This window comes from Streptomyces sp. NBC_01077 (assembly GCF_045162855.1).
Classification (GTDB): Bacteria; Actinomycetota; Actinomycetes; order Streptomycetales; family Streptomycetaceae; genus Streptomyces.
Window position 1 is genome coordinate 3,565,448 of sequence record NZ_CP108669.1, and the last position, 24,870, is coordinate 3,590,317.

The 24,870-nt window shown below is 71.7% G+C and carries 22 protein-coding genes; 5 read left to right on the forward strand and 17 right to left on the reverse strand.

Annotated features, from left to right (window positions below; translation table 11 throughout):
• Positions 1-3 precede the first annotated feature (3 nt).
• The 3 genes from ybeY to OG462_RS15980 all read right to left on the reverse strand — a co-directional run bounded on the left by ybeY (position 4) and on the right by OG462_RS15980 (position 3,902).
• The gene (gene ybeY / locus OG462_RS15970; protein ID WP_406058124.1) at positions 4-501 is read right to left on the reverse strand and encodes an rRNA maturation RNase YbeY; all 498 of its coding nucleotides are present in this window, start codon (positions 499-501) and stop codon (positions 4-6) included.
• Positions 502-513: 12 nt separating this feature from the next.
• Positions 514-2,664, reverse strand: a complete 2,151-nt coding sequence (locus OG462_RS15975; protein WP_406058125.1) for a PhoH family protein — start codon at positions 2,662-2,664, stop codon at positions 514-516.
• A gap of 119 nt (positions 2,665-2,783) precedes the next feature.
• On the reverse strand, positions 2,784-3,902 hold the full coding sequence (locus tag OG462_RS15980; protein ID WP_406058127.1) for a carbohydrate kinase family protein: 1,119 nt from the start codon (positions 3,900-3,902) through the stop codon (positions 2,784-2,786).
• Positions 3,903-4,171: 269 nt separating this feature from the next.
• On the opposite strand from OG462_RS15980, the gene OG462_RS15985 reads away from it, so the two are divergent.
• Positions 4,172-5,500, forward strand: coding sequence for an MFS transporter (locus OG462_RS15985; RefSeq protein WP_406058128.1), 1,329 nt, complete (start codon positions 4,172-4,174; stop codon positions 5,498-5,500).
• A 136-nt stretch (positions 5,501-5,636) separates the two neighbouring features.
• On the opposite strand, the gene OG462_RS15990 is transcribed toward OG462_RS15985, so the two are convergent.
• From OG462_RS15990 to hrcA, 9 genes are all read right to left on the reverse strand, one after another.
• Positions 5,637-6,635, reverse strand: coding sequence for an adenosine deaminase (locus tag OG462_RS15990; protein ID WP_406058130.1), 999 nt, complete (start codon positions 6,633-6,635; stop codon positions 5,637-5,639).
• Between the two features lie 13 nt (positions 6,636-6,648).
• Positions 6,649-7,551: a ribonuclease Z gene (locus tag OG462_RS15995; protein ID WP_406058131.1), complete on the reverse strand. Its 903-nt coding sequence runs from the start codon at positions 7,549-7,551 to the stop codon at positions 6,649-6,651.
• Positions 7,552-7,554: 3 nt separating this feature from the next.
• The gene (locus OG462_RS16000) at positions 7,555-7,914 is read right to left on the reverse strand and encodes a histidine triad nucleotide-binding protein (protein ID WP_406058133.1); all 360 of its coding nucleotides are present in this window, start codon (positions 7,912-7,914) and stop codon (positions 7,555-7,557) included.
• A gap of 76 nt (positions 7,915-7,990) precedes the next feature.
• Positions 7,991-9,073, reverse strand: coding sequence for a tetratricopeptide repeat protein (locus tag OG462_RS16005; protein ID WP_406058135.1), 1,083 nt, complete (start codon positions 9,071-9,073; stop codon positions 7,991-7,993).
• Positions 9,070-10,392: an ATP-binding protein gene (locus OG462_RS16010; protein WP_406058137.1), complete on the reverse strand. Its 1,323-nt coding sequence runs from the start codon at positions 10,390-10,392 to the stop codon at positions 9,070-9,072. The genes OG462_RS16005 and OG462_RS16010 overlap by 4 nt, the downstream gene beginning before the upstream one ends.
• Before the next feature lie 75 nt (positions 10,393-10,467).
• Entirely contained in the window at positions 10,468-11,211 is a 744-nt protein-coding gene (locus tag OG462_RS16015; protein ID WP_406058139.1) for a 16S rRNA (uracil(1498)-N(3))-methyltransferase, read from the reverse strand.
• Complete coding sequence (locus OG462_RS16020) at positions 11,208-12,287, reverse strand: nitronate monooxygenase (protein ID WP_406058141.1); 1,080 nt, start codon at positions 12,285-12,287, stop codon at positions 11,208-11,210. Before OG462_RS16020 ends, OG462_RS16015 begins: the two co-directional genes overlap by 4 nt.
• 132 nt (positions 12,288-12,419) lie before the next feature.
• Positions 12,420-13,556: a molecular chaperone DnaJ gene (gene dnaJ / locus OG462_RS16025; RefSeq protein ID WP_406058143.1), complete on the reverse strand. Its 1,137-nt coding sequence runs from the start codon at positions 13,554-13,556 to the stop codon at positions 12,420-12,422.
• On the reverse strand, positions 13,557-14,576 hold the full coding sequence (gene hrcA, locus OG462_RS16030; protein WP_266891771.1) for a heat-inducible transcriptional repressor HrcA: 1,020 nt from the start codon (positions 14,574-14,576) through the stop codon (positions 13,557-13,559).
• A 148-nt stretch (positions 14,577-14,724) separates the two neighbouring features.
• On the opposite strand from hrcA, the gene OG462_RS16035 reads away from it, so the two are divergent.
• Positions 14,725-15,453: an MBL fold metallo-hydrolase gene (locus tag OG462_RS16035; protein ID WP_406058145.1), complete on the forward strand. Its 729-nt coding sequence runs from the start codon at positions 14,725-14,727 to the stop codon at positions 15,451-15,453.
• A 121-nt stretch (positions 15,454-15,574) separates the two neighbouring features.
• On the forward strand, positions 15,575-16,375 hold the full coding sequence (locus OG462_RS16040; RefSeq protein ID WP_406058147.1) for a DUF3097 domain-containing protein: 801 nt from the start codon (positions 15,575-15,577) through the stop codon (positions 16,373-16,375).
• A 12-nt stretch (positions 16,376-16,387) separates the two neighbouring features.
• Here OG462_RS16040 and hemW read toward each other — a convergent pair whose 3' ends face one another.
• The 3 genes from hemW to lepA form a co-directional block, all read right to left on the reverse strand.
• On the reverse strand, positions 16,388-17,620 hold the full coding sequence (gene hemW / locus OG462_RS16045; protein WP_406058149.1) for a radical SAM family heme chaperone HemW: 1,233 nt from the start codon (positions 17,618-17,620) through the stop codon (positions 16,388-16,390).
• Positions 17,621-17,685: 65 nt separating this feature from the next.
• Positions 17,686-19,563 (reverse strand): AMP-dependent synthetase/ligase, encoded by a 1,878-nt coding sequence (locus OG462_RS16050; protein WP_406058151.1) that lies wholly within the window; start codon positions 19,561-19,563, stop codon positions 17,686-17,688.
• Positions 19,564-19,762: 199 nt separating this feature from the next.
• The gene (lepA, locus tag OG462_RS16055; protein ID WP_406058152.1) at positions 19,763-21,628 is read right to left on the reverse strand and encodes a translation elongation factor 4; all 1,866 of its coding nucleotides are present in this window, start codon (positions 21,626-21,628) and stop codon (positions 19,763-19,765) included.
• Positions 21,629-21,812: 184 nt separating this feature from the next.
• Between lepA and rpsT the strand changes: the two genes are divergently transcribed.
• A complete protein-coding gene (rpsT, locus tag OG462_RS16060; protein WP_030217470.1) occupies positions 21,813-22,079 on the forward strand; it encodes a 30S ribosomal protein S20 in 267 nt (88 codons plus the stop codon).
• A gap of 479 nt (positions 22,080-22,558) precedes the next feature.
• On the opposite strand, the gene holA is transcribed toward rpsT, so the two are convergent.
• Complete coding sequence (holA, locus tag OG462_RS16065; protein WP_406058154.1) at positions 22,559-23,545, reverse strand: DNA polymerase III subunit delta; 987 nt, start codon at positions 23,543-23,545, stop codon at positions 22,559-22,561.
• 129 nt (positions 23,546-23,674) lie between these two features.
• Between holA and OG462_RS16070 the strand changes: the two genes are divergently transcribed.
• Positions 23,675-23,935, forward strand: a complete 261-nt coding sequence (locus tag OG462_RS16070; RefSeq protein WP_406058156.1) for a hypothetical protein — start codon at positions 23,675-23,677, stop codon at positions 23,933-23,935.
• A gap of 26 nt (positions 23,936-23,961) precedes the next feature.
• Here the strand turns inward: OG462_RS16070 and OG462_RS16075 are convergent, their stop codons facing one another.
• Positions 23,962-24,855 carry a YceI family protein gene (locus OG462_RS16075; RefSeq protein ID WP_406058157.1) on the reverse strand — a complete coding sequence of 298 codons (894 nt, stop codon included), beginning with the start codon at positions 24,853-24,855 and terminating at the stop codon, positions 23,962-23,964.
• Between the last annotated feature and the right edge of the window lie 15 nt (positions 24,856-24,870).

The window sequence follows — 24,870 nt, forward strand, 5'->3', positions numbered from 1 at the left end:
GGGTCAGGAAACGGTGGGCGCCGGAGAGGGGCCGGTCAGGCCCTTCTCCTCACGCCAGCCGTCGACGATCGCCGCCTGGAGGCCGAACATCTCGGCCTTCTCGTCGGGCTCCTCGTGGTCGTACCCGAGGAGGTGGAGCACACCGTGGACGGTGAGCAGCTGGAGCTCCTCGTCCATGGAGTGCTCCGTCGGCGCGTCCTTGCCCTGCTGGGTGGCGACCTCGGGGCAGAGCACGATGTCGCCGAGGAGCCCCTGCGGGGGCTCCTCGTCGTCCTTCGTCGGCGGGCGCAGTTCGTCCATCGGGAAGGACATGACGTCCGTCGGACCCGGCAGATCCATCCACTGGATGTGGAGCTGCTCCATCGCCTCCGCGTCCACGACGATCACCGAGAGCTCGGAGAGCGGGTGGATGCGCATGCGCGCGAGCGCGTAGCGGGCGATGTCGAGGATCGCCTGCTCGTCGACCTCGGTACCGGACTCGTTGTTGACGTCGATCGACATGTGTTCTGCGTTCTACTTCCCGTTACGGCCGCGCCGATGCTCACCGCGGCTGTCGTCGCGGCTGTCGTTGCGGAGGTCGTACTGCTCGTACGCGTCGACGATACGGCCGACGAGCTTGTGCCGGACGACATCCTGCGACGTGAGCGTCGAGAAGTGGACGTCCTGGACGCCTTCCAGGATGTCGCGGACCTGTCGCAGACCGCTCTTCGTCCCGTTCGGCAGGTCGACCTGGGTGACGTCACCGGTGATGACGATCTTCGAGTCGAAGCCCAGGCGGGTGAGGAACATCTTCATCTGCTCGGGGTTCGTGTTCTGCGCCTCGTCCAGGATGATGAACGCGTCGTTGAGCGTGTTGTGCGTCAGCAGGTAGTCCTGTGTGACGTACAGCGAGTCTTCGGCCGCGACCTGGATGCAGACCGTCTCCTCGCGCCCGGCGGGCTCGATGGAGTCGATGAACCGCATCGGCCGGCCACCGCCGCCCGCTGCGTGGTACGCGTCGCGCTTGCGGGCGAGCCGGAAGGGCTCGATGCCCTCCGGCAGACGGATGTCGACGATGTGGGCGTCGTAACGGTGCTTGCCCAGCGCTGTGCCCTGGGGACGCCCCTCTGCCGGACGACGCCGGGTGTAGGCGACACCTCCGAGCGACTGGACCAGCGCGATCACGTCGTCGCGGAGCACGATCGAGGCGGTCGAGTACTGGATCCGGCAGGTGCGGTCGGCCTGGGTGACCGGGCCGCCGTCGGAGTCCAGAAGCCCCTGGAGGAGTGCGAGCCGGACTTCGGCCGAGTTGTACAGGTAGTCGTCCGGAACGAACTTCGAGTGGGACCGGGTGGCGAGAAGGTCGAGCTGCCGGAGCATCCCCGTGACGGGATTCTCCAGCGTGACGACGTCGCCGGGGGCCTTCACGCGGTTCAGGACGTGGTCCGGACCGCTCTTCGCCCGGACCACAACCCCGGGCAGGGCCGCTTCGAGCGCCTCGGCAAGCTCGCCGTCCTCGCCGGAGAACGAGGGTGTGGTGGAGCCGGTCAGGCACCCGTCTCCAAGGAGCAGACCCAGCGCGTAGGGGTCCATGGGAACATCACGCTCGGGCAGGGCCACGGGGGCGGTGAGCAGCGGCAGCTCGTACCTGCGGGCGTGCGCGGCCCGCAGGTTGCCGATCATCTCCTGGGTCTCCAGGACCCGCCACGGCTTGTCGCGTCGCTTGTCGGAGGCCGTGCGGACCGTCCACAGGTGCTCGCCGCAGCACAGGGTCCAGGAGCCGTCCTGGGCTGAGACCCGGTAGACGTCCCGCTCGCCCTGCGGATAGACGCCGAGGACGGGAGTCGGCTCGCCGTTGGAGCCGATGACGAGGTCACCGACCTCCAGGTCGCCGATGGGGCGCCAGCCGTCCGGCGTCAGGACGTTCGTGAAGACAGGCTGGCTACGGCCACGCATATAGGCCAGGGGCGCCACCTCGATCGTGCCCGCGGCCATCAGCTTGGGGATCGAGTCCGGGTCGAGCATGTCGTGCAGCGCGTCGTAGAGCGGGCGCAGGTAGGGGTCGATCTTCTCGTAGAGCGTGCCGGGCAGGAAGCCGAGGCGCTCGCCGGCCTCGACGGCCGGGCGGGTCAGGATGATCCGGGTGACCTGCTTGGACTGCAGGGCCTGGACCGCCTTGGCCATGGCCAGGTAGGTCTTTCCCGTACCGGCCGGACCGATGCCGAAGACGATCGTGTGCTTGTCGATCGCGTCGACGTACCGCTTCTGGTTGAGGGTCTTGGGACGGATCGTGCGACCGCGATTGGAGAGGATGTTCTGCGTGAGCACCTCGGCGGGGGTCTCCTCGCCGCCCTCCGAACCGTTCTCGCTCGCCCTGAGCATGGCGATCGAGCGTTCCACCGCGTCCTCCGTCATGGGCTGACCGGTGCGGAGCACCAGCATCATCTCGTCGAACAGGCGCTGGATCAGAGCGACTTCCGCCGCGTCGCCGACCGCGCTGACCTGGTTGCCCCGGACGTGGATGTCCGCCCGCGGGAACGACCGCTCGATCACGCGGAGCAGCGCGTCACCGGAGCCGAGCAGGGTCACCATGGGGTGCTTGGCGGGGACGACGAAATGGGCGCGGGCCTGTCCGGGCGTCCCGTCCTGGGGAGCACCGTCGTGGGCTGTGGGTGTCTGCGTCATGGGCCGGCACTAGGGCCTGCACATACCTCCCGTGCAGGGGTTCTCGCTGCTCGACAACCTCTGGATCACCAAGCCTACGACTTGGCGCCGACAAGCCCGTAGCGGTTTACGCGGGGCCGTCAGGCGGGGGCCGCGCGGAAGCCGATCGTGGGCACCGCCCGGCGCAGCGGCCAGGGGCGGGCGGGGGCCGGCAGGAGCCGCTCCAGGAAGGCGTAGCGGCCGCGCAGGGCCTCGGGGTCCTGGCTGGCGTGCCCCTGGACGTGCTGCCACCAGGCGGCGATCTCGCCCCAGGTGGGGGCGGACAGGGAGCCGCCGAACTCCTGGACGGAGAGGGCGGCGGTGAGGCCGGCGAAGGCGAGGCGGTCGGCGAGCGGCCAGTCGGCGAGGGTGCCGGTGACGAACCCGGCGACGAAGACGTCCCCGGCGCCGGTCGGGTCGAGGGCGGAGACCTGGATGGCGGGGACCTCGGCGGTCTCGCCGGTGGCGCCGTCGACGGCGTAGGCGCCTTCGGAACCGAGGGTGACCACGGCGTAGCGGACCTTGTCGGCGAGGGCTCGGGCGGCGGCCCGGGGGCAGTCGGTGCGGGTGTAGCGCATCGCCTCGGCGGCGTTGGGCAGGAAGGCCTCGCAGTGCGCGAGGTCGGTGAGGCCCGCCAGGTCCCAGCGGCCGGTGTCGTCCCAGCCGACGTCGGCGAAGACCTTGGCGCCGCCGCGGGCGGCCCGGGCGACCCAGTCCTCGCCGCGGCCGGGGACGAGGGAGGCGACGGCCGCGCGCGCGTGCGGCGGGTAGGCGGGCAGGGCGCCGTCGAACGGCGGGGCCTCGTGGCCGTGGGAGACCATCGTGCGCTCGCCCTCGTAGGCCATGGAGACCGTGACCGGGGAGTGCCAGCCGGGGACGGTCCGGGAGAGCGACAGATCGATCCCCTCGCCCTGTTCGAGCGCGTCCCAGCAGTACTCGCCGTAGTGGTCGTCCCCGAATGCGGCGGCGAGGGAGGTCCGGAGCCCCAGCCGGGCGAGGGCGGTGGCCATGTTGGCGACGCCGCCGGGGCTGGAGCCCATGCCGCGGGCCCAGGACTCGGTGCCGCGGACGGGGGCGGAGTCGAGGCCGGTGAAGATGATGTCGAGGAAGACCGTGCCGGTCAGGAAGACGTCGCAGGCGGGGTCGGTGGGCTCGCGCAGGCACACCAACGGGTCGACCCCGGCGTCCTGTTGCGAGTGGTCTCCCCTTGCTGTGGTCACGGCGGACTCCCCGGTCGTGGTGCGTGGATCGGCACCGCGGTGCCGATCTGGACAGTGTGCCCGATGGGGCTCGGGAGACGGGGGTGACGCAACACGGTCTTCGCGCGATACCCAGTCCACCCGCCCCCAAACCCATTGTGACCCGTATCACGTGCTGAATCGGGGGATACTGCCTTCTCCGCTCACTCGGATGCTTGATACACATGGTGCCGCGACCCCGTGGCTCACCGGGCGCCATCTCATTTCCCTGTTCAGTTCCTGGAACGCCCATGTCGTCGCGCCCGCGCGTCCCGGGGGCCCTCGTCGCCCTCGTCACCCTCTTCACCGCCGGTTACCTCGCCCCGTACCTGCTGCCGACGGTCGTCGGCCGGCTCTCCGCCGGGCTCGGCCTCACCCCCGCACAGGCGGGCCTCGTCGGCTCCGTCCTGCTCCTCGGCTCCTCCTGCGCGGGCTTCACGCTCGCCGCGCACGGGGAACGGATCGGCCCCCGCCGGGCGGCCCGTGCGGGCCTGCTCGCGATGGCGGTCGGATACGGCTCCGCCGCCGCGACGGGCATCGTGCCCCTGGTCGTCGCCGGCGCCGTCCTCGGCGGCCTCGGCTCGGGTACGGCGACGGCGGTGGCCGCGGCCGGGATCGCCGGCCGGCCGGACCCGCACCGGGCCGCGACACTCGGCCTGCTCTCGGTCTCGGCCACGGCGGGCGGGCTCTACCTGACCCTCCCGCACCTGTCCGGCGGCCATGCGCCGCCGCTGTTCGCGATCGCCTGCGCGGCGGCCCTGGTGTGGCCGCTGACGGCCCGACTGCCGGGCTCGATCCGTGAGCCCCGGGAGGCGGCACCGACCGGCCCGCTCCCCTACCGCCGGGCGGGAGCCGTCCTCGCGGGCGGCATCCTCTTCTGGTCCCTCTCCCAGAACGCTCTGTGGGGCGTGAGCGGCCGCATCGGCCTGACGCAGGCCGGCCTCTCCGAGGTCACCGTCGGCGCAGTGTTCGCGGCGGCGCTCGGCGCGGGGCTCCTGGGAGTCACGGCGGCCGGTGCACTGGGCTCCCGGCTGGGCCGGGCGGTGCCGATCGGCATGGGCACCGTCCTCATCGCGGGCTGCGTGCTGCTCAGCTCGGCGGCCGGGAACCTGGCCTCGTTCGCGACCGGCGAGATCCTGTGGAACGCCGTCTACCCCGTGGTCCTGTCCTACCTCCTGGGCCTCGCCGCCTCACTCGACCCGCGCGGCCGCTGGGCGGTCCTGGTCGGCTCGGCGTCCTCACTGGGCGTGGCGTGCGGACCGCTGGCCGGCAGCCTGCTGTCGGAGGGGGCCGGCTACCCGGGAATGGGCATGACCCTGTGCGTCCTGCTTCTGCTGGTCGCGATCCCGATGACGGCCGTGGCCCGCCATGTCTCGGGCCGGCCGCTGGTCCCGGGGTCGGTGCGGCGCAGGGGCGGCGCGGCGGGCGCGGTCCTGGCGGGCACGGCGGCGGCGACACCGCCGACGGTCCCTCAGATGGGCGCTCCGGAGCAGGAGATCGCCCCGATCCCGGCGCCTGCGGGCCGCCGCCGCCTGGCGAAGTCGGCGTTCCGGCTGGCGAGGCCGAGCGACCGGGGCTGAAGATTCAGCCCGTCCGGTGTTCGAGGACACGGCCGCAGGCCGTACGGGGTCTGGGGCTTGCCCCCAGTTCCGGGAAGGGGCGGGGTGGGGAGGAGGCCCGCCGCAGGCGCCCCCACCCCCACTCCCGCCGCCCCTTCTACGCCCCGCCGAACTCGTACGCCCCGACCTCGGCGAGGTACCGCGCCCGACGAGCCTCGTCGTCCTCCAGGAACGACGCCTCGAACGAGTTCCGCGCCAACTCCCGAAGCTGCTCCGACGTCAGCCCGAGCGCATCCCGCACCCCGTCGAAGTTGTCCCCCACGTACCCCCCGAAGTACGCCGGATCATCGGAGTTCACGGTGACCACCAGCCCCGCCGCCATCATCGCCCGCAGCGGATGGTCACCGAGCACGTCGATCGCGCGCAGCCGGACGTTCGACAGCGGACACAGCGTGAGCGGCACACGTTCCCGCACGAGCCGCTCGACGAGCTCCGGGTCCTCCATGCAGCGCAGTCCGTGGTCGATCCGCTCCACGCCGAGCACGTCGAGCGCCTCGCGGATGTACGCGGCGGGCCCCTCCTCGCCCGCGTGGGCGACGCGACGCAGACCGAGTGCCCCGGCTGCCTCGTACACCTCCCGGAATTTGGCCGGCGGATGCCCGACCTCCGCCGAGTCCAGGCCGACGCCGGTGATCCGGTCCAGATAGGGCTTGGCGGCGTCGAGCGTCGCGAGCGCCGACTCCGCCGACTCGTCGCGCAGGAAGCACATGATGAGCCGGGTGGAGATCCCGTACCGCTCCTCGGAGCGTTCGAGGGAGGCGCTGATGCCCTCGATCACGGTGCCGATGGGGACGCCGCGGGCGGTGTGCGCCTGCGGGTCGAAGAAGATCTCGGCGTGCCGGACCCCCTGGGCGGCGGCCCGCTCCAGATAGGCGTCGGTGAGCTCGGTGAAGTCCTCGGCGGTGCGCAGGACCGCCATCAGGCCGTAGTAGAGGTCCAGGAAGGACTGGAGGTCGCTGAAACGGTAGGCCTCGCGCAGGGCGGCGGTGTCCGCGTACGGCAGGGTGACGCCGTTGCGCGCGGCGAGCGCGAAGGCCAGCTCGGGTTCGAGGGTGCCTTCGATGTGCAGGTGCAGTTCGGCCTTGGGAAGGGGCATGGTGTTTCCGGGTCTATCTCTTCGGTACGGGGACCCGCATGAGGTCCTGGGCAATGCTCAGTTCGCCGTCGAAACCGACCGCCCGCGCCTGCCGTTCGAACTCGGCCGGGTCGGAGTAGCGCTGCGAGAAGTGGGTCAGGACGAGATGCCGGACGCCCGCGTCCCGGGCGACGGCGGCGGCCTGGCCGGCCGTCAGATGGCCGTGGTCGGTGGCGAGGCGGACGTCCTCGTCGAGGAAGGTCGACTCGATGACGAGCATGTCGGCGCCCTCGGCGAGCGCGTGCACGCCGTCGCAGAGCCGGGTGTCCATGACGAAGGCGAAGCGCTGCCCGCGCCGGACCTCGCTGACGTCCTCCACCGTCACCCCGTTCAGCACGCCCTCGCGCTGGAGGCGGCCGACGTCGGGGCCCTCGATGCCGTGCGCGGCGAGCCGCTCGGGCAGGATGCGGCGCCCGTCGGGCTCGGTGAGCCGGTAGCCGTACGACTCGACGGGGTGCGAGAGCCTGCACGCGTCGAGGGTGTACGCCTCGGTGACGGCGAGCGGCCCGTCGGCGGCCACCGGGGCCTCCGCCAGCTTCACGGTCTCGCGGTAGGCCGTGGCGTACCGCAGCCGCTCGAAGAAGTGCTGCCCGCTCGCCGGGTAGTGCGCGGTGACCGGGTGCGGGACCTGATCGAGGTTGATCCGCTGGATCACCCCGGCCAGGCCGAGCGAGTGGTCGCCGTGGAAGTGCGTCACGCAGATCCGGTCGATGTCGTGCGCGGCGACCCCGGCCCGCAGCATCTGGCGCTGCGTGCCCTCACCGGGGTCGAAGAGGATGCCCTGTCCGTCCCAGCGCAGCAGATAGCCGTTGTGGTTGCGGTGCCTGGTGGGGACCTGGCTGGCGGTCCCGAGCACGACGAGTTCTCGTACGGACACGGGCTATCCGGGCGGCCAGTTGAGACCGCGGCCGCCCAGCACGTGCGCGTGGGCGTGGAAAACGGTCTGGCCCGCGCCGGCGCCGGTGTTGAAGACGGTCCGGAAGCCCGTACCGTCGACCTTCTCCTGCGCGGCGATCTCTCCGGCCTCACGCAGTATGTCGGCGGCGACGGTCGGCGCGGCGGCGGCGAGGGAGGCGGCGTCCGGGTAGTGGAGCCGCGGGATGACGAGAACGTGGGTGGGCGCCTGCGGGTTGATGTCGCGGAACGCGAGCGTCGTCTCCGTCTCGCGCACGATCGTCGCGGGCACTTCCCCCGCCACGATCTTGCAGAACAGGCAGTCGCTCTGCGGCTCTCCGGCCATGGCCCGGGTCTCCTCGCCTCGTCGGTCACTACACGCGCATGCTATCCGCCGCCCCCCGACGTCACCCCGTCCCGGCTCAGTCCTTGGGGGCGCGCCGGTTCAGGGCCGAGCGGCTCACCCAGTACGTGATGATCACGGCCCAGAACAGCGGCGTCCCAAGCCCGCCGACCACCCCGGCGTCGAAGGACCACAGGGCCATCGACACCACCGAGTAGAGCCCGAGCAGCCCCACGGCGGTGGCCATCGCTATCACCGGCCGGCAGGAGCGCGCCACCAGGAGCATCGGACGGCGCAGCCGGGGCGGCACCCGGCGGCCCATCCACAGCACCCAGCCGCCCCAGGCGCCGACGATCACGGCCACGCCGATCACGAACGGCACGACGGCCTCGGCTCCGGTGTCCCCGCCGCGGGCCGGGGCGGCGCCGAACGTCGAGGCGATGAAGCCGAGCAGGGCCACCCAGCGGGCCCCGGCGACGGTGTTCCAGGCCATGGCCTCCAGGTTGTAGCGGGCCTTGCGGTCCTGGAGGTCGAGCGCGGCGGAGGCGACGAAGCCCTCGGCGGCCTGGGTCCAGGCCCCACGCCGGAACCAGCGGCGCCGCAGCCGCAGCAGCGACAGGTTGTTGTGGGCCTCGCTGCTCTGCGGGTTGAGCCGCAGGGTGGCCTCGTAGGCCCGTTGCGCGGTGGCGTGGTCGCCCCGGCGCTGGGCGGTGAGCCCCACCAGGAAGTGGGCCGCGTCCTCCTCGGGGGCGAGGCTGACGGCGGCCCGCGCCGCCTCGTACGCCTCGACGGTACGCGCGTGCTCCGCGAACTGGGCGAGGGCGGTGCCGAGGGCGTAGTGGGTGCCCCAGTACTGCGGAGCGAGCCGGACGGCGTACCGGGCGGAGGTCTCCGCGTCCTGGAACCGCCGCAGGCCGAGCAGGATCTGGACGCGCATCAGCCAGGCCATGAGCAGCTCGGGTTCGGCGGCCAGTGCGCCGTCCACGGCGTCCAGGGCGGCCTGGTGGTCCTCGGCGCGGTGGTGGCAGCGGGCGAGCAGGACGAGCGCCTCGGCGTCCTCCGGTTCGGTCGCCAGGTGCTGGGCGACGAGCCGGCCGGCCTGCGCGTACCGGCCCGTGTCGTACAGGGCCTCGGCGCGCAGGAGCGCGGTCGGCGTGGTCACAGCTTGCGCTTCCGCTTGAGGTGGGCGAGGAGGTCGTCGTACAGACCGCCCTCGTTGGCGAACATGGCGACGTTCCGGGCGGCGGCGAACCAGGGCTCCGTGGACGGCTTGATCTGCTTGGCCGCGCCGAGCAGGTCCTTGGTGGTGATGAGGCGTATTGAGCCGCTGCGGGCGGAGTCGAGGAGCGCGGCCTCGGCGGCCGTCTCGCAGACATGGGCGAGGTCGGCGCCGGAGAAGTCCTCGGTGGCCTTGACGAGCTTGCCGAGGTCGACGGCCTCGATGGGGCGCTCGCGCAGGTGGTAGCGGAGGATCGCCTCGCGCGCGGTGGCGTCCGGCGGCAGTACGAGGAGGGTGCGGTCGAGGCGGCCGGGGCGGCGCAGCGCGATGTCCACGTCCCAGGGCACGTTGGTGGCGGCGAGCACGAAGACGCCCTCGTTGCCTGCGCCGCTGGCGATGCCGTCCAGCTCGGTGAGGAGCTGGTTGACGACGTTGCGCAGGCCGCTGTGGTGGGTGCGGGAGCGCTTGGCGCCGAGGGCGTCCAGCTCGTCGAGGAAGACGACGCAGGGGGCCTGGCGGCGGGCGGTCTCGAAGATGTCGTGGATGTTCTTCTCGGAGGCCCCGATCCACATGTCGAGGACGTCGGAGAGCGAGACGGTGAGGAAGTTCGCGCCCAGCTCGCCGGCGACGGCCCGTGCGATGAAGGTCTTGCCGCAGCCGGGAGGCCCGTAGAGGAGCAGGCCGCCGCGCAGCGACTTGCCGTACAGCCTGCGCAGTTCGGGGTTGCGCATGGGGGCGAGGAAGGCGGCCTCCAGACGGTCCTTGACCTCGTCCATGCCACCGACGTCGGCGAGACGTACGGAGCCGGGGGCGTCGATGTCCCAGGCGGCGGCGTCCCCGGCGGCGCCCTCACCGTCGGCGGCCTGCGGGTCCTCCAGGAAACGGGGCCCGACGAGGTCCTGGACCTGCTGCTCGGCGGCGTCCCAGTCGAAGGCGGCGGCCTTGCCCGCGGGCGGCTCGGAGGCGCTCTCGACGGGGGCCGGCGCGGACGCGGGCGGCTCGGGCACGTTCTCGACGGGGGTCGGCGCAGACGCGGGCGACTGGTTCCCGGCCGGTGGCAGACCCATCGCGCGGACCATCAGCGCGCGGGCGCCGGCGTCCCCCGGCGCGTGCTGGAGGGCGACGGCCGCCTCCGCGACGGCCTCGTCGTTCCGCCCCTCCGCGAGGAGGAGCTCGGCGAAGTGGAGGCGCAGGGGCACGTCGTCGGGCGCGGCGGCGACCGCGACGCGCAGACTGCGGATCAGAGGGGACTCGTCGGCCATGCGGTCAGCCTAAGGAGCACGCGGGGGCCGCTGCCCACCGGGTTCGGTCTCCCGCGGCCCAGGCAAGAACACCCCCTAGCTCCAGCGCCCCGTACGCCCCAGGACGAGCGCCGTCGCCGCCGTACCCGCCGTCGAGGTCCGCAGCACGCTCCGGCCGAGCCGGTACGGCTTCGCCCCGGCCGCCTCGAACGCGGCGAGCTCCTCCGGGGAGACACCGCCCTCGGGGCCGACGACCAGCACGATCGAGCCCTTCTCCGGGAGTTCGGCGGTGGCGAGCGCCCCGCTCGGGTGGTCGCGGTCCTCGTGCAGGACGGCCGCGAAATCGGCGGCGGCGAGCAGCGCGGCGACCTGCTTGGTCGTCATCAGGTCCGCGACCTCGGGGAACCGGGAGCGGCGCGACTGCTTGCCGGCCTCGCGCGCGGTGGACCGCCACTTGGCGAGCGCCTTGAGGCCCCGGTCGCCCTTCCACTGTGTGATGCAGCGGGAGGCGGCCCACGGCACGACGGCGTCCACCCCGGTCTCCGTCATGGTCTCGACGGCGAGTTCGCCCCGGTCGCCCTTGGGCAGCGCCTGGACGACCGTGATCCGGGGCTCCTCCTCGGGGTCCTCGTGGACCTCGTCGACGCGCACGGTGAGCTGGTCCTTGCCCTCGGCGGCGAGCACCACGCACGCGGCCCACCGGCCCCGGCCGTCGGCGAGGACGAGCTCCTCGCCCTCCCGCAGCCGCCTCACGGAGACGGCGTGCCGGCCCTCGGGGCCGTCCAGGAGGAAGCTCCCGGGGCCGGGAACGGCGTCGACGACGAAGACGGGTGCGGTCATGAGGCGCTCCTGTGAGGCAGCTCGGAGAGAGCGGTGTCGAGTTCGGCGGCCAGCACCTCGACCAGCTGCCCGGCGGGGAGTTCGCGGGCGAGCCGGTGGCCCTGACCGGCCCACAGGGCCATGCCCTGTGCGTCGCCCGCGGTCGCGGCGGCCTTGCGGATCGGGGCGGTGAGGTGGTGGATCTCGGGGTACGCGGAGGGGGCGTACGGCCCGTGCTCGCGCATGAAGCGGTTGACGAGGCCACGCGCCGGGCGCCCGGAGAAGGCCCGGGTGAGGGCGGTCCGGGTGAACAGCGGGTCGGTCAGGGCCCGCTTGTGGAGCGGGTGGGCGCCCGACTCGGGGCAGCAGAGGAAGGCCGTGCCGAGCTGGGCGGCGGCGGCACCGGCGGCCAGCACGGCGGCGATCTGCGCGCCGCGCATGATGCCGCCGGCGGCGACGATCGGCAGGGCGACGCTCTCGCGGACCTGGGTGAGGAGGGCGAGCAGTCCGGTGCCCGGGGCGTCGTCGGCGGGGTCGTCGCGGAACGTGCCCTGGTGTCCACCCGCTTCGCCGCCCTGCACGCAGACGGCGTTCGCTCCGGCCTGCTGGGCGGCGAGGGCCTCCTCGGCGGAGGTGACGGTCACGATCGTGAACGTACCCACGCGCGCGAAGGAGGCGAGGACCTCGCCCGCGGGGCAGCCGAAGGTGAAGGAGACGACGCGGACCGGGTCCTCCAGGAGGATCGCCAGTTTGGCGTCGTACGCGTCGTCACGGCAGTCGTCGGTCTCGCCGAGCGGGGTGTCGTACCAGCCGGCCTCGCCCGCGAGCTGATGGCGGTAGACCTCGACGGCGGCGGGGTCGGCGGACCGCCCGGACTCCGGCAGGAAGAGGTTGACGCCGAAGGGGCGTGCGGTGAGCCCACGCACCTGCTTGATCTCCTGGTAGAGGCCTCCGGCCGTCTTGTATCCGCCGGCCAGGAAGCCGAGCGCCCCGGCCGCGCACACGGCTCCGACCAGCTCGGGACAGGAGGCGCCACCCGCCATGGGGGCCTGCACGATCGGAAACCGAGAGAGATCGTTCAGTGCGGTGGTGGACATACGGGCATCGTCCCATGCCCCCGCTTCCCGACCGAATTCGTACGTCAGGTGCGGAATACGCCGGGTACGGAAAGGGCGGCACACGCCGCTATGCGTGTGCCGCCCTTTCCGTACAACAGATACCGGCGCTGCCTACCGCCCGTTGAAGGCATCCTTCAGCCGCGAGAACAGCCCCTGCTGCCCCGGCTGGAACTGCCCGGTGGGCCGTTCCTCGCCGCGCAGCTTGGCCAGTTCGCGCAGGAGCCTCTCCTGCTCGGCGTCGAGCTTGCCCGGCGTCATCACCTCGACGTGCACGATCAGGTCGCCCCGGCCGTTGCCGCGCAGATGGGTGACGCCACGGCCGTGCAGCGGGATCGACTGGCCGGACTGGGTGCCCGGACGGACGTCGATCTCCTCGAGGCCGTCGAGGGTCTGCAGCTGCACCTTGGTACCGAGCGCGGCCGCCGTCATCGGGAGGGTGACCGTGCAGTGCAGGTCGTCGCCGCGCCGCTGGAAGGTCTCGTGCGGGGTCTCGTGGATCTCGACGTACAGGTCGCCGGCGGGGCCGCCGCCGGGGCCGACCTCGCCCTCGCCCGCGAGCTGGATCCGGGTGCCGTTGTCGACACCGGCCGGGATCTTGACGGTGAGGGTGCGGCGGGAGCGGACCCGGCCGTCGCCCGCGCACTCGGGGCACGGGGTCGGGACGACGGTGCCGAAGCCCTGGCACTGCGGGCAGGGGCGGGAGGTCATGACCTGGCCCAGGAAGGACCGGGTGACCTGTGAGACCTCGCCACGGCCGCGGCACATGTCACAGGTCTGCGCGGAGGTGCCGGGTGCGGCACCCTCGCCCGAGCAGGTCGTACAGACGACCGCCGTGTCGACCTGGATGTCCTTGGTGGTGCCGAAGGCCGCCTCGTTGAGGTCGATCTCCAGACGGATCATGGCGTCCTGGCCGCGGCGGGTCCGCGAGCGCGGGCCGCGCTGCGATGCCGTGCCGAAGAAGGCGTCCATGATGTCGGAGAAGTTGCCGAAGCCACCGGCCCCGAAGCCGCCCGCGCCGCCTCCGCCGGAGGCCGAGAGCGGGTCGCCACCCAGGTCGTAGACCTGCTTCTTCTGCGGGTCCGAGAGGACCTCGTAGGCGGCGTTGATCTCCTTGAAGCGTTCCTGCGTCTTCGGATCGGGATTCACATCCGGGTGCAGCTCGCGCGCGAGCCTCCGGAAGGCCTTCTTGATCTCGTCCTGGGACGCGTCGCGGCGCACGCCGAGTACGGCGTAGTAGTCCGTGGCCACTTACGACTCCGCCAGGATCTGTCCGACGTAACGTGCCACTGCGCGTACCGCTCCCATCGTTCCGGGGTAGTCCATGCGGGTCGGTCCGACCACGCCGAGTTTGGCGACTGCTTCGCCGCCCGAACCGTAGCCGACCGAGACGACGGACGTGGAGCTCAGCCCCTCGTGGGCGTTCTCGTGCCCGATGCGTACGGTCATGCCCGATTCCTTGGCCTCGCCGAGCAGCTTGAGGAGCACGACCTGTTCCTCCAGAGCTTCAAGGACGGGCCTGATCATCAGGGGAAAGTCGTGTCCGAAGCGGGTGAGATTGGCGGTACCGCCGATCATCAGCCGCTCCTCGTGCTCCTCGACGAGGCTTTCGAGGAGGGTCGCGAGCACGGTCGAGACCGTGGCGCGGTCCTCGACCTCCTCGAAGGACTCGGGGAGGTCCTGCACCAGCTGCGGCACGTCGGCGAACCGGCGGCCGACGACCCGGCTGTTGAGCCGGGCCCGCAGATCGGCGAGCGAGGTCTCACCGAAGGGCGCGGGGCAGTCGATGAGTCGCTGCTCGACGCGGCCGGTGTCCGTGATGAGCACCAGCATCAGGCGGGCGGGGGCCAGCGAGAGCAGCTCCACGTGCCGGACGGTCGATCGGGTCAGCGAGGGGTACTGGACGACGGCGACCTGGCGGGTCAGCTGGGCGAGCAGCCGGACCGTACGGCCGACGACGTCGTCCAGGTCCACCGCGCCGTCGAGGAAGTTGTGGATGGCCCGGCGCTCGGGCGTCGACAACGGCTTGACGCCGGCGAGCCGGTCGACGAAGAGGCGGTAGCCCTTGTCGGTCGGGATGCGGCCGGCGCTGGTGTGGGGCTGGGCGATGAAGCCCTCCTCCTCCAGCACGGCCATGTCGTTGCGCACGGTGGCGGGCGAGACGCCGAGCTTGTGGCGCTCGGTGAGCGCCTTGGAGCCGACGGGCTCCTCCGTCCCGACGTAGTCCTGGACGATGGCGCGCAGGACCTCGAGTCTGCGTTCGCTGAGCATCGTGCGCACCTCCAGCTGTCGTCGTCGTTCCGGTTGCTCCGCTTTTGGCACTCACCCCGTCCGAGTGCCAGCGATCCCCCGGCCAGTGTACGGCGGCGGGCGTCGCTCCTGGCAAGGTGGCGACGCCTCCACCGGTTAGCGTCGCCGCATGGACGTGGATTGGGAAGCGTACGGATGGGAGCGGCTCGCGGACGGGGTGGGCCGGCGACGGCTGCCCCGGTGGGACGCCACGGTCGGACTGGTACTGGGTGAACGGGCGGTGCTGCTGTACGACACGGGCTCCTCGCTCGCGGAGGGCGCCGAGCTGCGGACGCAGATCGCGGGCCTCACGGGCGACCGCAGAGTGACGCACATCGCACTGAGCCACCCCCATTTCGACCACGTTTTCGGCACGGCGGCCTTCGCCGGCGCCGAGGTCTTCGGCGCGGTGGGCTCGGACGAGCTGCTGGGCCGGGTGCGGGACCGGGAGGCACTCCGCGCGGACGCCGTACGGCACGGGCTCGACGAGACGGCGGCGACGGAGGCGGTGGACGTCCTGGTGGCCCCCCGCCATGTGGTCTCCGGCGAGTGGACGCTCGACCTGGGCGGCCGGCAGGTCCTCCTGGCGAACGTCGGCCCCGGCCACACGGGCCACGACCTGGTGCTCCTGGTACCCGGCGAGCGGGAGGTGGTCTTCTGCGGCGACCTGGTCGAGGAGTCGGGCGAACCGCAGGCGGGTCCGGACGCGATCCCCTCCCGCTGGCCGGACGCGCTCGACCGGCTGCTGCGGCTCGGCGGCGAGGACGCGATGTACGTACCGGGGCACGGGGCGGTGGTGGACGCCCCGTTCGTACGACTCCAGCGGGAGGAACTGGCAACGCGCTTCTCCGTCGCATAACGTCGCCCGAATGCGCAGCTACAACCCGGACCTGACGCCCCCCTGACTGCATCTCCCGGGGGGCGACCCCCGGACCCCCGGCAGCACCCCCTGACACCGCGCCCTGGACAGGATCGAGCCCATGCGCAGCTACAACCCGGACCTGACGCCCCCCTGGAAGCGCTCGGCGCCCGTTCCCGAGGTCCCGGCCGACCGTGACCTCGTCGTCGAGGAGGTCACGACGGGCTTCTGCGGGGCGGTGATCCGCTGCGAGGCGGGCACGGTGACGCTGGAGGACCGCTTCGGCAAGCACCGCGTGTTCCCGCTGGACCCGCGCGGTTTCCTCCTGGAGGGCCGGGTGGTGACCCTGATCCGCCCGTCCGCGGCCCCCACCCGCCCGACCCGCACGGCGTCGGGCTCGGTGGCGGTCCCGGGCGCACGGGCGAGGGTGGCGCGGGCGGGCCGGATCTACGTGGAGGGCCGCCACGACGCGGAGTTGGTGGAACGCGTCTGGGGCGACGACCTCCGCATCGAAGGCGTGGTCGTCGAGTACCTGGAGGGCGTCGACGACCTCCCGTCGATCGTCGCGGACTTCGCCCCGGCCCAGGACGCCCGCCTGGGCGTCCTGGTGGACCACCTGGTCCCGGGCTCGAAGGAGTCGAGAATCGCCGCCCAGGTGACCTCGCCGGACGTCCTCGTCGTGGGCCACCCGTACATCGACGTCTGGGAAGCGGTGAAGCCGTCGTCGCTGGGCATCCGGGCCTGGCCGCAGGTCCCCCGCGGCCAGGACTGGAAGACCGGCGTGTGCCGGGCCCTGGGCTGGCCGGAGAACACGGGGGCGGCCTGGCAGCACATCCTCTCGAGGGTGACGTCGTACAAGGACCTGGAACCGGAGCTGCTGGGCCGGGTGGAGGAACTGATCGACTTCGTGACGTCCCCGTAGGACGGACCGGCCTCAGTCCACCAGGTCCCGCACCACCGCGTCGGCGAGCAGCCGGCCCCGCAAGGTCAGTACCGCACGCCCGGCCTCGTACGGCCCGGGGTCGAGGAGCCCGTCGGCGAGGGCCTTGCCGGCCGCCGCGAGCCCGGCGGGCTTGAGGAGGGACAGCTCGACGCCCTCCTTGAGCCGCAGCTCGAGGAGGACCCGCTCGACCCGACGGTCCTCGTCGGACAGCAGCTCCCGCCCGGCGCCGGGCGACTTCCCGCCGGCCAGCGCGGCCGCGTACGCACCGGGATGCTTCACGTTCCACCACCGGACACCGCCCACGTGCGAGTGCGCCCCGGGCCCCGCGCCCCACCAGTCCGCGCCGCGCCAGTACAGCTCGTTGTGGAGGCAGCGCCCGGCTTCGGAGGTGGCCCAGTTGGACACCTCGTACCAGGAGAACCCCGCCTCCTCGAAGGCCGCGTCAGCGATGAGGTACCGGTCGGCGTGGACGTCGTCGTCGGTCATGGGGACCTCGCCGCGCCGAATCCGCCGCGCCAGCTGGGTCCCCTCCTCGACGATCAGCGCGTAGGCGCTGACGTGGTCGGGCCCGGCGCCGATGGCCGCGTCGAGGGAGGCCCGCCAGTCGTCGTCGGACTCGCCGGGGGTGCCGTAGATCAGGTCCAGGTTGATGTGCTCGAACCCGGCGGCCCGCGCCTCGCCGACGCACGCCTCGGGGCGCCCCGGGGTATGGGTCCGGTCGAGGATCTTGAGGACGTGCTGCTTGGCGCTCTGCATGCCGAAGGAGATGCGGTTGAACCCACCGGCCCTCAGCTCGGCCAGATAGGCCGGGTTCACGGAGTCGGGATTGGCCTCGGTCGTCACCTCGGCATCGTCGGCGAGCCCGAACTCGTCCCGGACGGCCCCCAGCATCCGTACGAGATCACCGGCGGCGAGCAGCGTCGGCGTGCCCCCGCCGACGAACACGGTCCGCACCGGTCGCGGGTCGTCCCCGAGCACCTTCCGGGCCAGCCGGATCTCCTCCACGACCTGCTCGGCGTAGTTGTCCCGGGAGGCGAGCACGCCACCGGTCCCCCGCAGCTCACTGGCCGTGTAGGTGTTGAAGTCGCAGTAGCCGCAGCGCGTCGCGCAGTACGGCACGTGCAGGTAGAACCCCAGCGGCCGCTCCCCCGCCCCTTCGAGGGCGTGCGGGGGCAGCGCCCCGTCGTCGGGAACGGACTCACCATCGGGCAGTACGGAAGGCATGAGCCCATTGTCCCGTACTGCCCGAGGTAACCGGTCTACCTGTGGACAACCGGAGTCCGCGCAGGTCAGGACTCCCGCGACCCCGCGTACATCTCCTCGATGAGGCCCTTGTACTCCCGCTCCACCACCGGCCGCTTCAGCTTCAGCGACGGGGTCAGCTCGCCGTGCTCGATGTCGAGGTCGCGCGGCAGCAGGCGGAACTTCTTGATCGTCTGCCAGCGCTGGAGGCCCTCGTTGAGGCGGTCGATGTAGCCCTGGACCATCGCGACGGTCTTCGGGTCGGCGACGACCTCGGCGTACGACCTGCCGGCGAGGTCGTGCTCGGCGGCCCAGCCGAGGAGGGTCGGCTCGTCGAGGGCGATCAGCGCGGTGCAGAAGTTCCGGTCGGCGCCGTGGACGAGGACGTTCGAGACGAACGGGCAGACGGCCTTGAACTGGCCCTCGACCTCGGCCGGCGCGATGTACTTGCCGCCGGACGTCTTGATCAGGTCCTTCTTCCGGTCGGTGATCCGCAGGTAGCCGTCGGCGGACAGCTCGCCGATGTCACCGGTGTGGAACCAGCCGTCGGACTCCAGGACCTCGGTCGTCTTCTCCGGCAGGCCGTGGTAGCCCTCCATGACGCCGGGGCCGCGCAGCAGGATCTCGCCGTCGTCGGCGATCCGGACCTCGGTGCCGGGGAGCGGCTTGCCGACGGTGCCGGTGCGGTAGGCCTCGCCCGGGTTCACGAAGGAGGCGGCGGAGGTCTCGGTGAGTCCGTAGCCCTCCAGGATGTGGATGCCCGCGCCGGCGAAGAAGTAGCCGATCTCGGGGGCGAGCGCGGCGGATCCGGAGATGCACGCGCGCAGGTTGCCGCCGAAGGCCTCACGGATCTTGCTGTAGACGAGGACGTCGGCGACCCTGTGCTTGGCCGTGAGGCCGAAGGGCGCGGAGGCGGTCCCGGTGCGGCGGAAGTTGTCCTGGCTCGCCTTGGCGTACTGGCGGGAGACGTCGGCCGCCCACTGGAAGATCTTGTACTTGGCTCCGCCGGCGGCGCGGGCCTTGGCCGCGACGCCGTTGTAGACCTTCTCGAAGATGCGGGGCACGGCCGCCATGTAGGTCGGCTGGACGACCGGCAGGTTCTCGATGATCTTGTCGACGCGGCCGTCGACGGCGGTGACGTGCCCGACCTCGATCTGGCCGGAGGTGAGGACCTTGCCGAAGACGTGGGCGAGCGGCAGCCACAGGTACTGGACGTCGGCCTGGGTGACGAGACCGGTGGCGGCGATGGCCTTGGCCATGTACGACCAGTTGTCGTGCGGAAGGCGGACGCCCTTGGGGCGGCCCGTGGTGCCCGAGGTGTAGATGAGGGTGGCGAGCTGCGTGGACGTGATCGCCGCAACCCGCTCCTTGACGGCCTCGGGGTGCTTCTCCAGGTAGGCCCGGCCACGCGCCTCCAGCTCGGCGAGGGAGAGGACGAACTCACCGTCGCTCTCCACGCCCGTGGCGTCGACGACGACCACGTGGCGGAGGTGCGGCAGGTCGGCGCGGCGCTCGACGGCCTTGGCCAGCTGGGCCGCGTCCTCGGCGATGAGGACCCGGGACTCGGAGTCGGAGAGGATGAACGCCGACTCCTCGGCGTTGGTCTGCGGGTAGATCGTCGTGGTCGCGGCACCCGCACACATCACACCGAGGTCGGCGAGGATCCACTCGACCCGGGTGGAGGATGCGAGGGCGACCCGCTCCTCGGACTGCACGCCGAGGTCGACGAGGCCGGCGGCGATCGCGTAGACCCGCTCGGCGGCCTGCCCCCAGCTGAGCGACTTCCAGTCGTCCGGGCCGGCGCCGGAGGCGGCGGGCACCGGATAGCGGTAGGCCTCCGCATCCGGAGTCCGCTCGACGCGCTCAAGGAAGAGGGTCGCCACGGAGGGCGGCCGATTCTCGATCTGGGTCTGTGTGTCGCTCACGACGTCCTCCGGGCGGCGGCGGTGCCTTCTGGTGGTTCGTAACTAACTGGCGAGTAACCTTCGAGCCGGGTTCAGAGTAAAGGCCCGAGGACCGGCGCGTAAGGGGCTGCAGGAGGTCGCTTCATAACGAACGGGCCCACGCGCACTCGGCACGTGGACCCGTCGTTTCCCCTGGACAGCGATGTACGGCTCGTCCCGGTTACTTCTTCTTGCCGGAGGACTCGTCGCTGGAGAGGACGGCGATGAAGGCCTCCTGCGGCACCTCCACCGAGCCGACCATCTTCATGCGCTTCTTGCCTTCCTTCTGCTTCTCCAGCAGCTTCCGCTTACGGGAGATGTCACCGCCGTAGCACTTGGCGAGGACGTCCTTGCGGATGGCGCGGATGGTCTCCCGGGCGATGACCCGGGAGCCGATCGCGGCCTGGATCGGCACCTCGAAGGCCTGCCGCGGGATGAGCTCGCGCAGCTTGGCGACCAGCCGCACACCGTAGGCGTACGCGGCGTCCTTGTGGGTGACGGCGGAGAACGCGTCGACCTTGTCGCCGTGCAGCAGGATGTCGACCTTGACCAGGCTGGAGGCCTGCTCGCCGGTGGGCTCGTAGTCGAGGGAGGCATAACCGCGCGTCTTGGACTTCAGCTGGTCGAAGAAGTCGAAGACGATCTCGGCGAGGGGCAGGGTGTAGCGGATCTCGACCCGGTCCTCGGAGAGGTAGTCCATGCCGATCAGGGTGCCGCGGCGGGTCTGGCACAGCTCCATGATCGCGCCGATGAACTCACTGGGGGCGAGGATCGTGGCGCGTACGACGGGCTCGTACACGTCGTCGATCTTGCCCTCGGGGAACTCGCTCGGGTTGGTGACCGTGTGCTCGCTGCCGTCCTCCATGACCACGCGGTAGACCACGTTGGGGGCGGTGGCGATGAGATCGAGCCCGAACTCGCGCTCCAGCCGCTCACGGATCACGTCGAGGTGGAGGAGCCCGAGGAAGCCGACGCGGAAGCCGAAGCCGAGGGCGGCGGACGTCTCCGGCTCGTAGACCAGCGCGGCGTCGTTGAGCTGCAGCTTGTCGAGGGCCTCGCGGAGGTCCGGGTACTCCGAGCCGTCCAGCGGGTAGAGGCCCGAGAACACCATCGGCTTCGGGTCCTTGTAACCGCCGAGGGCCTCGGTGGCGCCCTTGTGCAGGGAGGTGATCGTGTCACCGACCTTGGACTGGCGGACGTCCTTCACACCGGTGATGAGGTAACCCACCTCGCCGACGCCGAGACCGTCCGACGGCGTCATCTCCGGGGAGGAGACACCGATCTCCAGGAGCTCGTGGGTGGCGCCGGTCGACATCATCTTGATGCGCTCGCGCTTGTTGAGCTGGCCGTCGATCACTCGTACGTACGTCACCACACCCCGGTACGAGTCGTACACGGAGTCGAAGATCATCGCGCGGGCGGGGGCGTCGGCGACACCGATCGGGGCCGGCACGTCCCGGACCACCCGGTCGAGCAGCGCCTCGACGCCCATGCCGGTCTTCGCGGAGACCTTGAGGACGTCCTCCGGCTGGCAGCCGATGAGGTTGGCGAGCTCCTCGGAGAACTTCTCCGGCTGGGCGGCGGGCAGGTCGATCTTGTTCAGCACGGGAACGATCGTGAGGTCGTTCTCCATGGCCAGGTAGAGGTTGGCCAGCGTCTGCGCCTCGATGCCCTGGGCCGCGTCGACCAGCAGGACCGTGCCCTCACAGGCCGCGAGCGAACGCGAGACCTCGTACGTGAAGTCGACGTGCCCGGGGGTGTCGATCATGTTCAGGATGTGCGTGTCGCCCTGAGCCGGCCCCTCGGTCGGCGCCCACGGCAGCCGGACCGCCTGGGACTTGATCGTGATGCCGCGCTCCCGCTCGATGTCCATGCGGTCGAGATACTGGGCACGCATCTGCCGCTGGTCGACCACACCGGTCAGCTGGAGCATCCGGTCGGCGAGCGTGGACTTGCCGTGGTCGATGTGCGCGATGATGCAGAAGTTGCGGATCAGAGCCGGGTCGGTACGGCTCGGCTCGGGCACGTTGGTAGGAGTCGCGGGCACGCAGGGTCTCGTCTCGGGGCGATGTCGGATCGATACGTAGGCTCCATGGTCCCATGCCTGACGCCCGACGCCCGGTTTGGGCGGGCACGAGGGTGGCTGATAGTGTGGACAGCTGTGTCTCGTGTGCCCTCTCAGCCTGCGAGACGCATCCAGAAGGAACATCGAACCTGTAAAGGCTCTTTTCGTGGCGAACATCAAGTCCCAGATCAAGCGGAACAAGACGAACGAGAAGGCGCGCCTGCGCAACAAGGCCGTCAAGTCCTCGCTCAAGACCGCGATCCGCAAGGCCCGCGAGGCCGTCGCCGCGGGTGACGTCGAGAAGGCCGTCGTGGCCACTCGCGCCGCCTCCCGCGCGCTCGACAAGGCTGTCTCGAAGGGCGTCATCCACAAGAACGCCGCCGCCAACAAGAAGTCGGCGCTGGCCACCAAGGCTGCCGCTCTCCAGGGCTGAGCTCTGATGTGATCGGCCGTACGGGACCCAGCGGGCCCTCTCTCCCGCTCCCGCCCGGCCACCCAGGACTCGCACGCGGACGCGTTCGCCACGCGGGTGCGAGCCCACCAGCTTGAACGCCGAAGGCCCCACCACCTCCTTCCCCAGGAGCGGTGGGGCCTTCGGCGTATCGCGGACGCAACGAGGGGGTGGGGCGCAGCCCGAAGGGGTCGGGGGCGCAGCTCCAAGGCGGGGACGCAGCCCAAAGGGGTCGGGGGCGCAGCCCCAAGGGGGTCGGGGGCGCAGCCCCAAGGGGGTCGGGGGCGCAGCCCCCGGAAAACTCGCCTCAGCCCCCACCCGCCCCCGGCAGGGTTTCGGGAAGGGGTGGGGTGGGGGAACCCGCTCCGGCACCAGCCACGAACCACCCGCACCGCACAAAAACCCCGGCCCCGGCCCCAGCGCACCTCACAAAGGGCGCCCGACCCCAACCCCCGACCGCGCTACCGCCGCATCCTCGCCGCCCGAGCCACCGCGACCACCGCCTTCTCCAGGGCGTACTCCGGGTCGTCCCCGCCGCCCTTCACCCCCGCGTCCGCCTCGGCGATGGCCCGCAGCGCGAACGACACCCCGTCGGGGGTCCAGCCCCGCATCTGCTGCCGCACGCGGTCGATCTTCCACGGCGGCATACCCAGCTCCCGCGCGAGATCGGCCGGCCGCCCACCCCGCGCCGACGACAGTTTGCCGATCGCCCGTACGCCCTGCGCGAGCGCGCTCGTGACGAGCACCGGCGCGACCCCGGTCGAGAGCGACCAGCGCAGGGCCTCCAGGGCCTCCGCCGCACGCCCCTCCACCGCGCGGTCCGCGATGTTGAAGGAGGAGGCCTCGGCGCGGCCCGTGTAGTAGCGCCCGACGACGGCCTCGTCGATCGTCCCGTCCACGTCGGACGTGAGCTGCGCGACCGCGGAGGCGAGCTCCCGCAGATCGCTGCCGATGGAGTCGACGAGCGCCTGGCAGGCCTCGGGCGTGGCCGAACGCCCCAGCGTCCGGAACTCCTGGCGTACGAACGTCAGCCGCTCCGCGGGCTTCGTCGTCTTCGGGCAGGCCACCTCCCGCGCCCCCGCCTTGCGCGCCGCGTCGAGCAGCCCCTTGCCCTTGGCGCCGCCCGCGTGGAGGAGGACGAGCGAGATGTCCTCGATCGGGTCGTCGAGGTAGGCCTTGACGTCCTTGATCGTGTCGGCGGAGAGATCATGGGCGTTCCGCACGACCAGCACCTTCCGCTCGGCGAAGAGCGAGGGGCTGGTGAGCTCCGCCAGCGAGCCGGGCTGGAGCTGCTCGGGCGCGAGGTCGCGCACGTCCGTGTCGGCGTCGGCGGCGCGGGCGGCCGCCACCACCTCGTGGACGACACGGTCGAGGAGCAGGTCCTCCTGTCCCACGGCGAGCGTCACGGGGCCGAGGAGGTCGTCGGGGGAAGTCTTTCTGGTGGCCATCGCGATCCAGCATCCCACGGGCCACTGACAGCGAGCCCACCGACAGCGAAGCCCATCGACGGTGATGCCCGCCGACGGCGACGCCCACCGACAGCGATGCCTGGCCGACAGCAACGCGCATCGACGGCCATGCCCGAGAATGGCGGGGTGAGCGAACGACACGTACTGGTACTCCCCGACCGCGACGCCGCCGAGGAGGTCGCCGGGGAACTCCCCGACCGTTTCGGCGTCGCCGAGGAACCGCAGCTCGTACGGGACTCCCTGGCCGGGGAGGACGACGCCGAGGACGCGCAGTGGCTGGTGGTGGTCGAGGACCCGCACGGCCGGCTCGACCCGACGGCGCTCGACGACCTGGCCGCCGAGTACGAGGGCTGGCTGGAAGCCCCGTGACGCGGCGGCCGTAACCGCAGTGTCCGTCAGCCCCGCGCGGCGGCCTGCGGCACGATCTGAATGTCGAGATCGATGCTGATGCTGGACCCCACAGCCGCGATCCCCCGCGCGAGCAGCGTCTGCCAGGTGAGGGTGAAGTCCTCCCGGTGCAGCTCGGTGGTGGCCCGGCAGGCGCACCGGGTCTCGCCTTCCAGACCGCTTCCGAGGCCCAGGTACTGGGTGTCGAGCGTCACCGTGCGGCTCACTCCGTGGAGGGTGAGCGCCCCGGTGACGGCCCAACGGCTGCCGCCCTTGTGCGTGAAGCGCTCGCTGAAGAACTCCAGCGTCGGGTACGCGCCGACGTCGAGGAAGTCACCGGAGCGCAGGTGGTCGTCGCGCATCTGCACCCCGGTGTCGATGGAGGCCGCGTCGATGACGACGTGCATCGCCGAGTGCTCCATGCGGTCACCGATCCGCACCGCCCCGGCGAAGCTGTTGAACCGGCCGTGGATCCGGGCAAGTCCGATGTGGCGTGCGGTGAAGCCGATCTGGGAATGCGTCGGGTCGATCTCCCAGTCGCCGGGCTCGGGGAGTTGGGGCTGCGGGGCGATCTGGAGCAGCACGTCGTCGAGGCCCGTGTGGCCACCCTCGGCGACCACCGCCCTGCCGTGGTGCGGTGTGTAGCCCTCGGCGGTGACCGCGAGCCGGTACTCGCCCGCCGGCACGGTCGCGAGCGCCGTGCCGTAAGGGTCGGTCTCCCCGGCGAGCACCTTGCGCCCGGCGGCGTCGCTGAGGACGAACTCGGCCTGCCGGACCGGTTCGTGCACGGGGTCGAGCACCCGGCAGCTCAGCATCCCCGCCGAGGCGGGGACGGAGAGCCCGGCGAGCGGACCACCTCGCGCGGCACCCGCCGCCCGCTTCCCGAAGAGACGATCGAACATTCTTCACGCACCCCC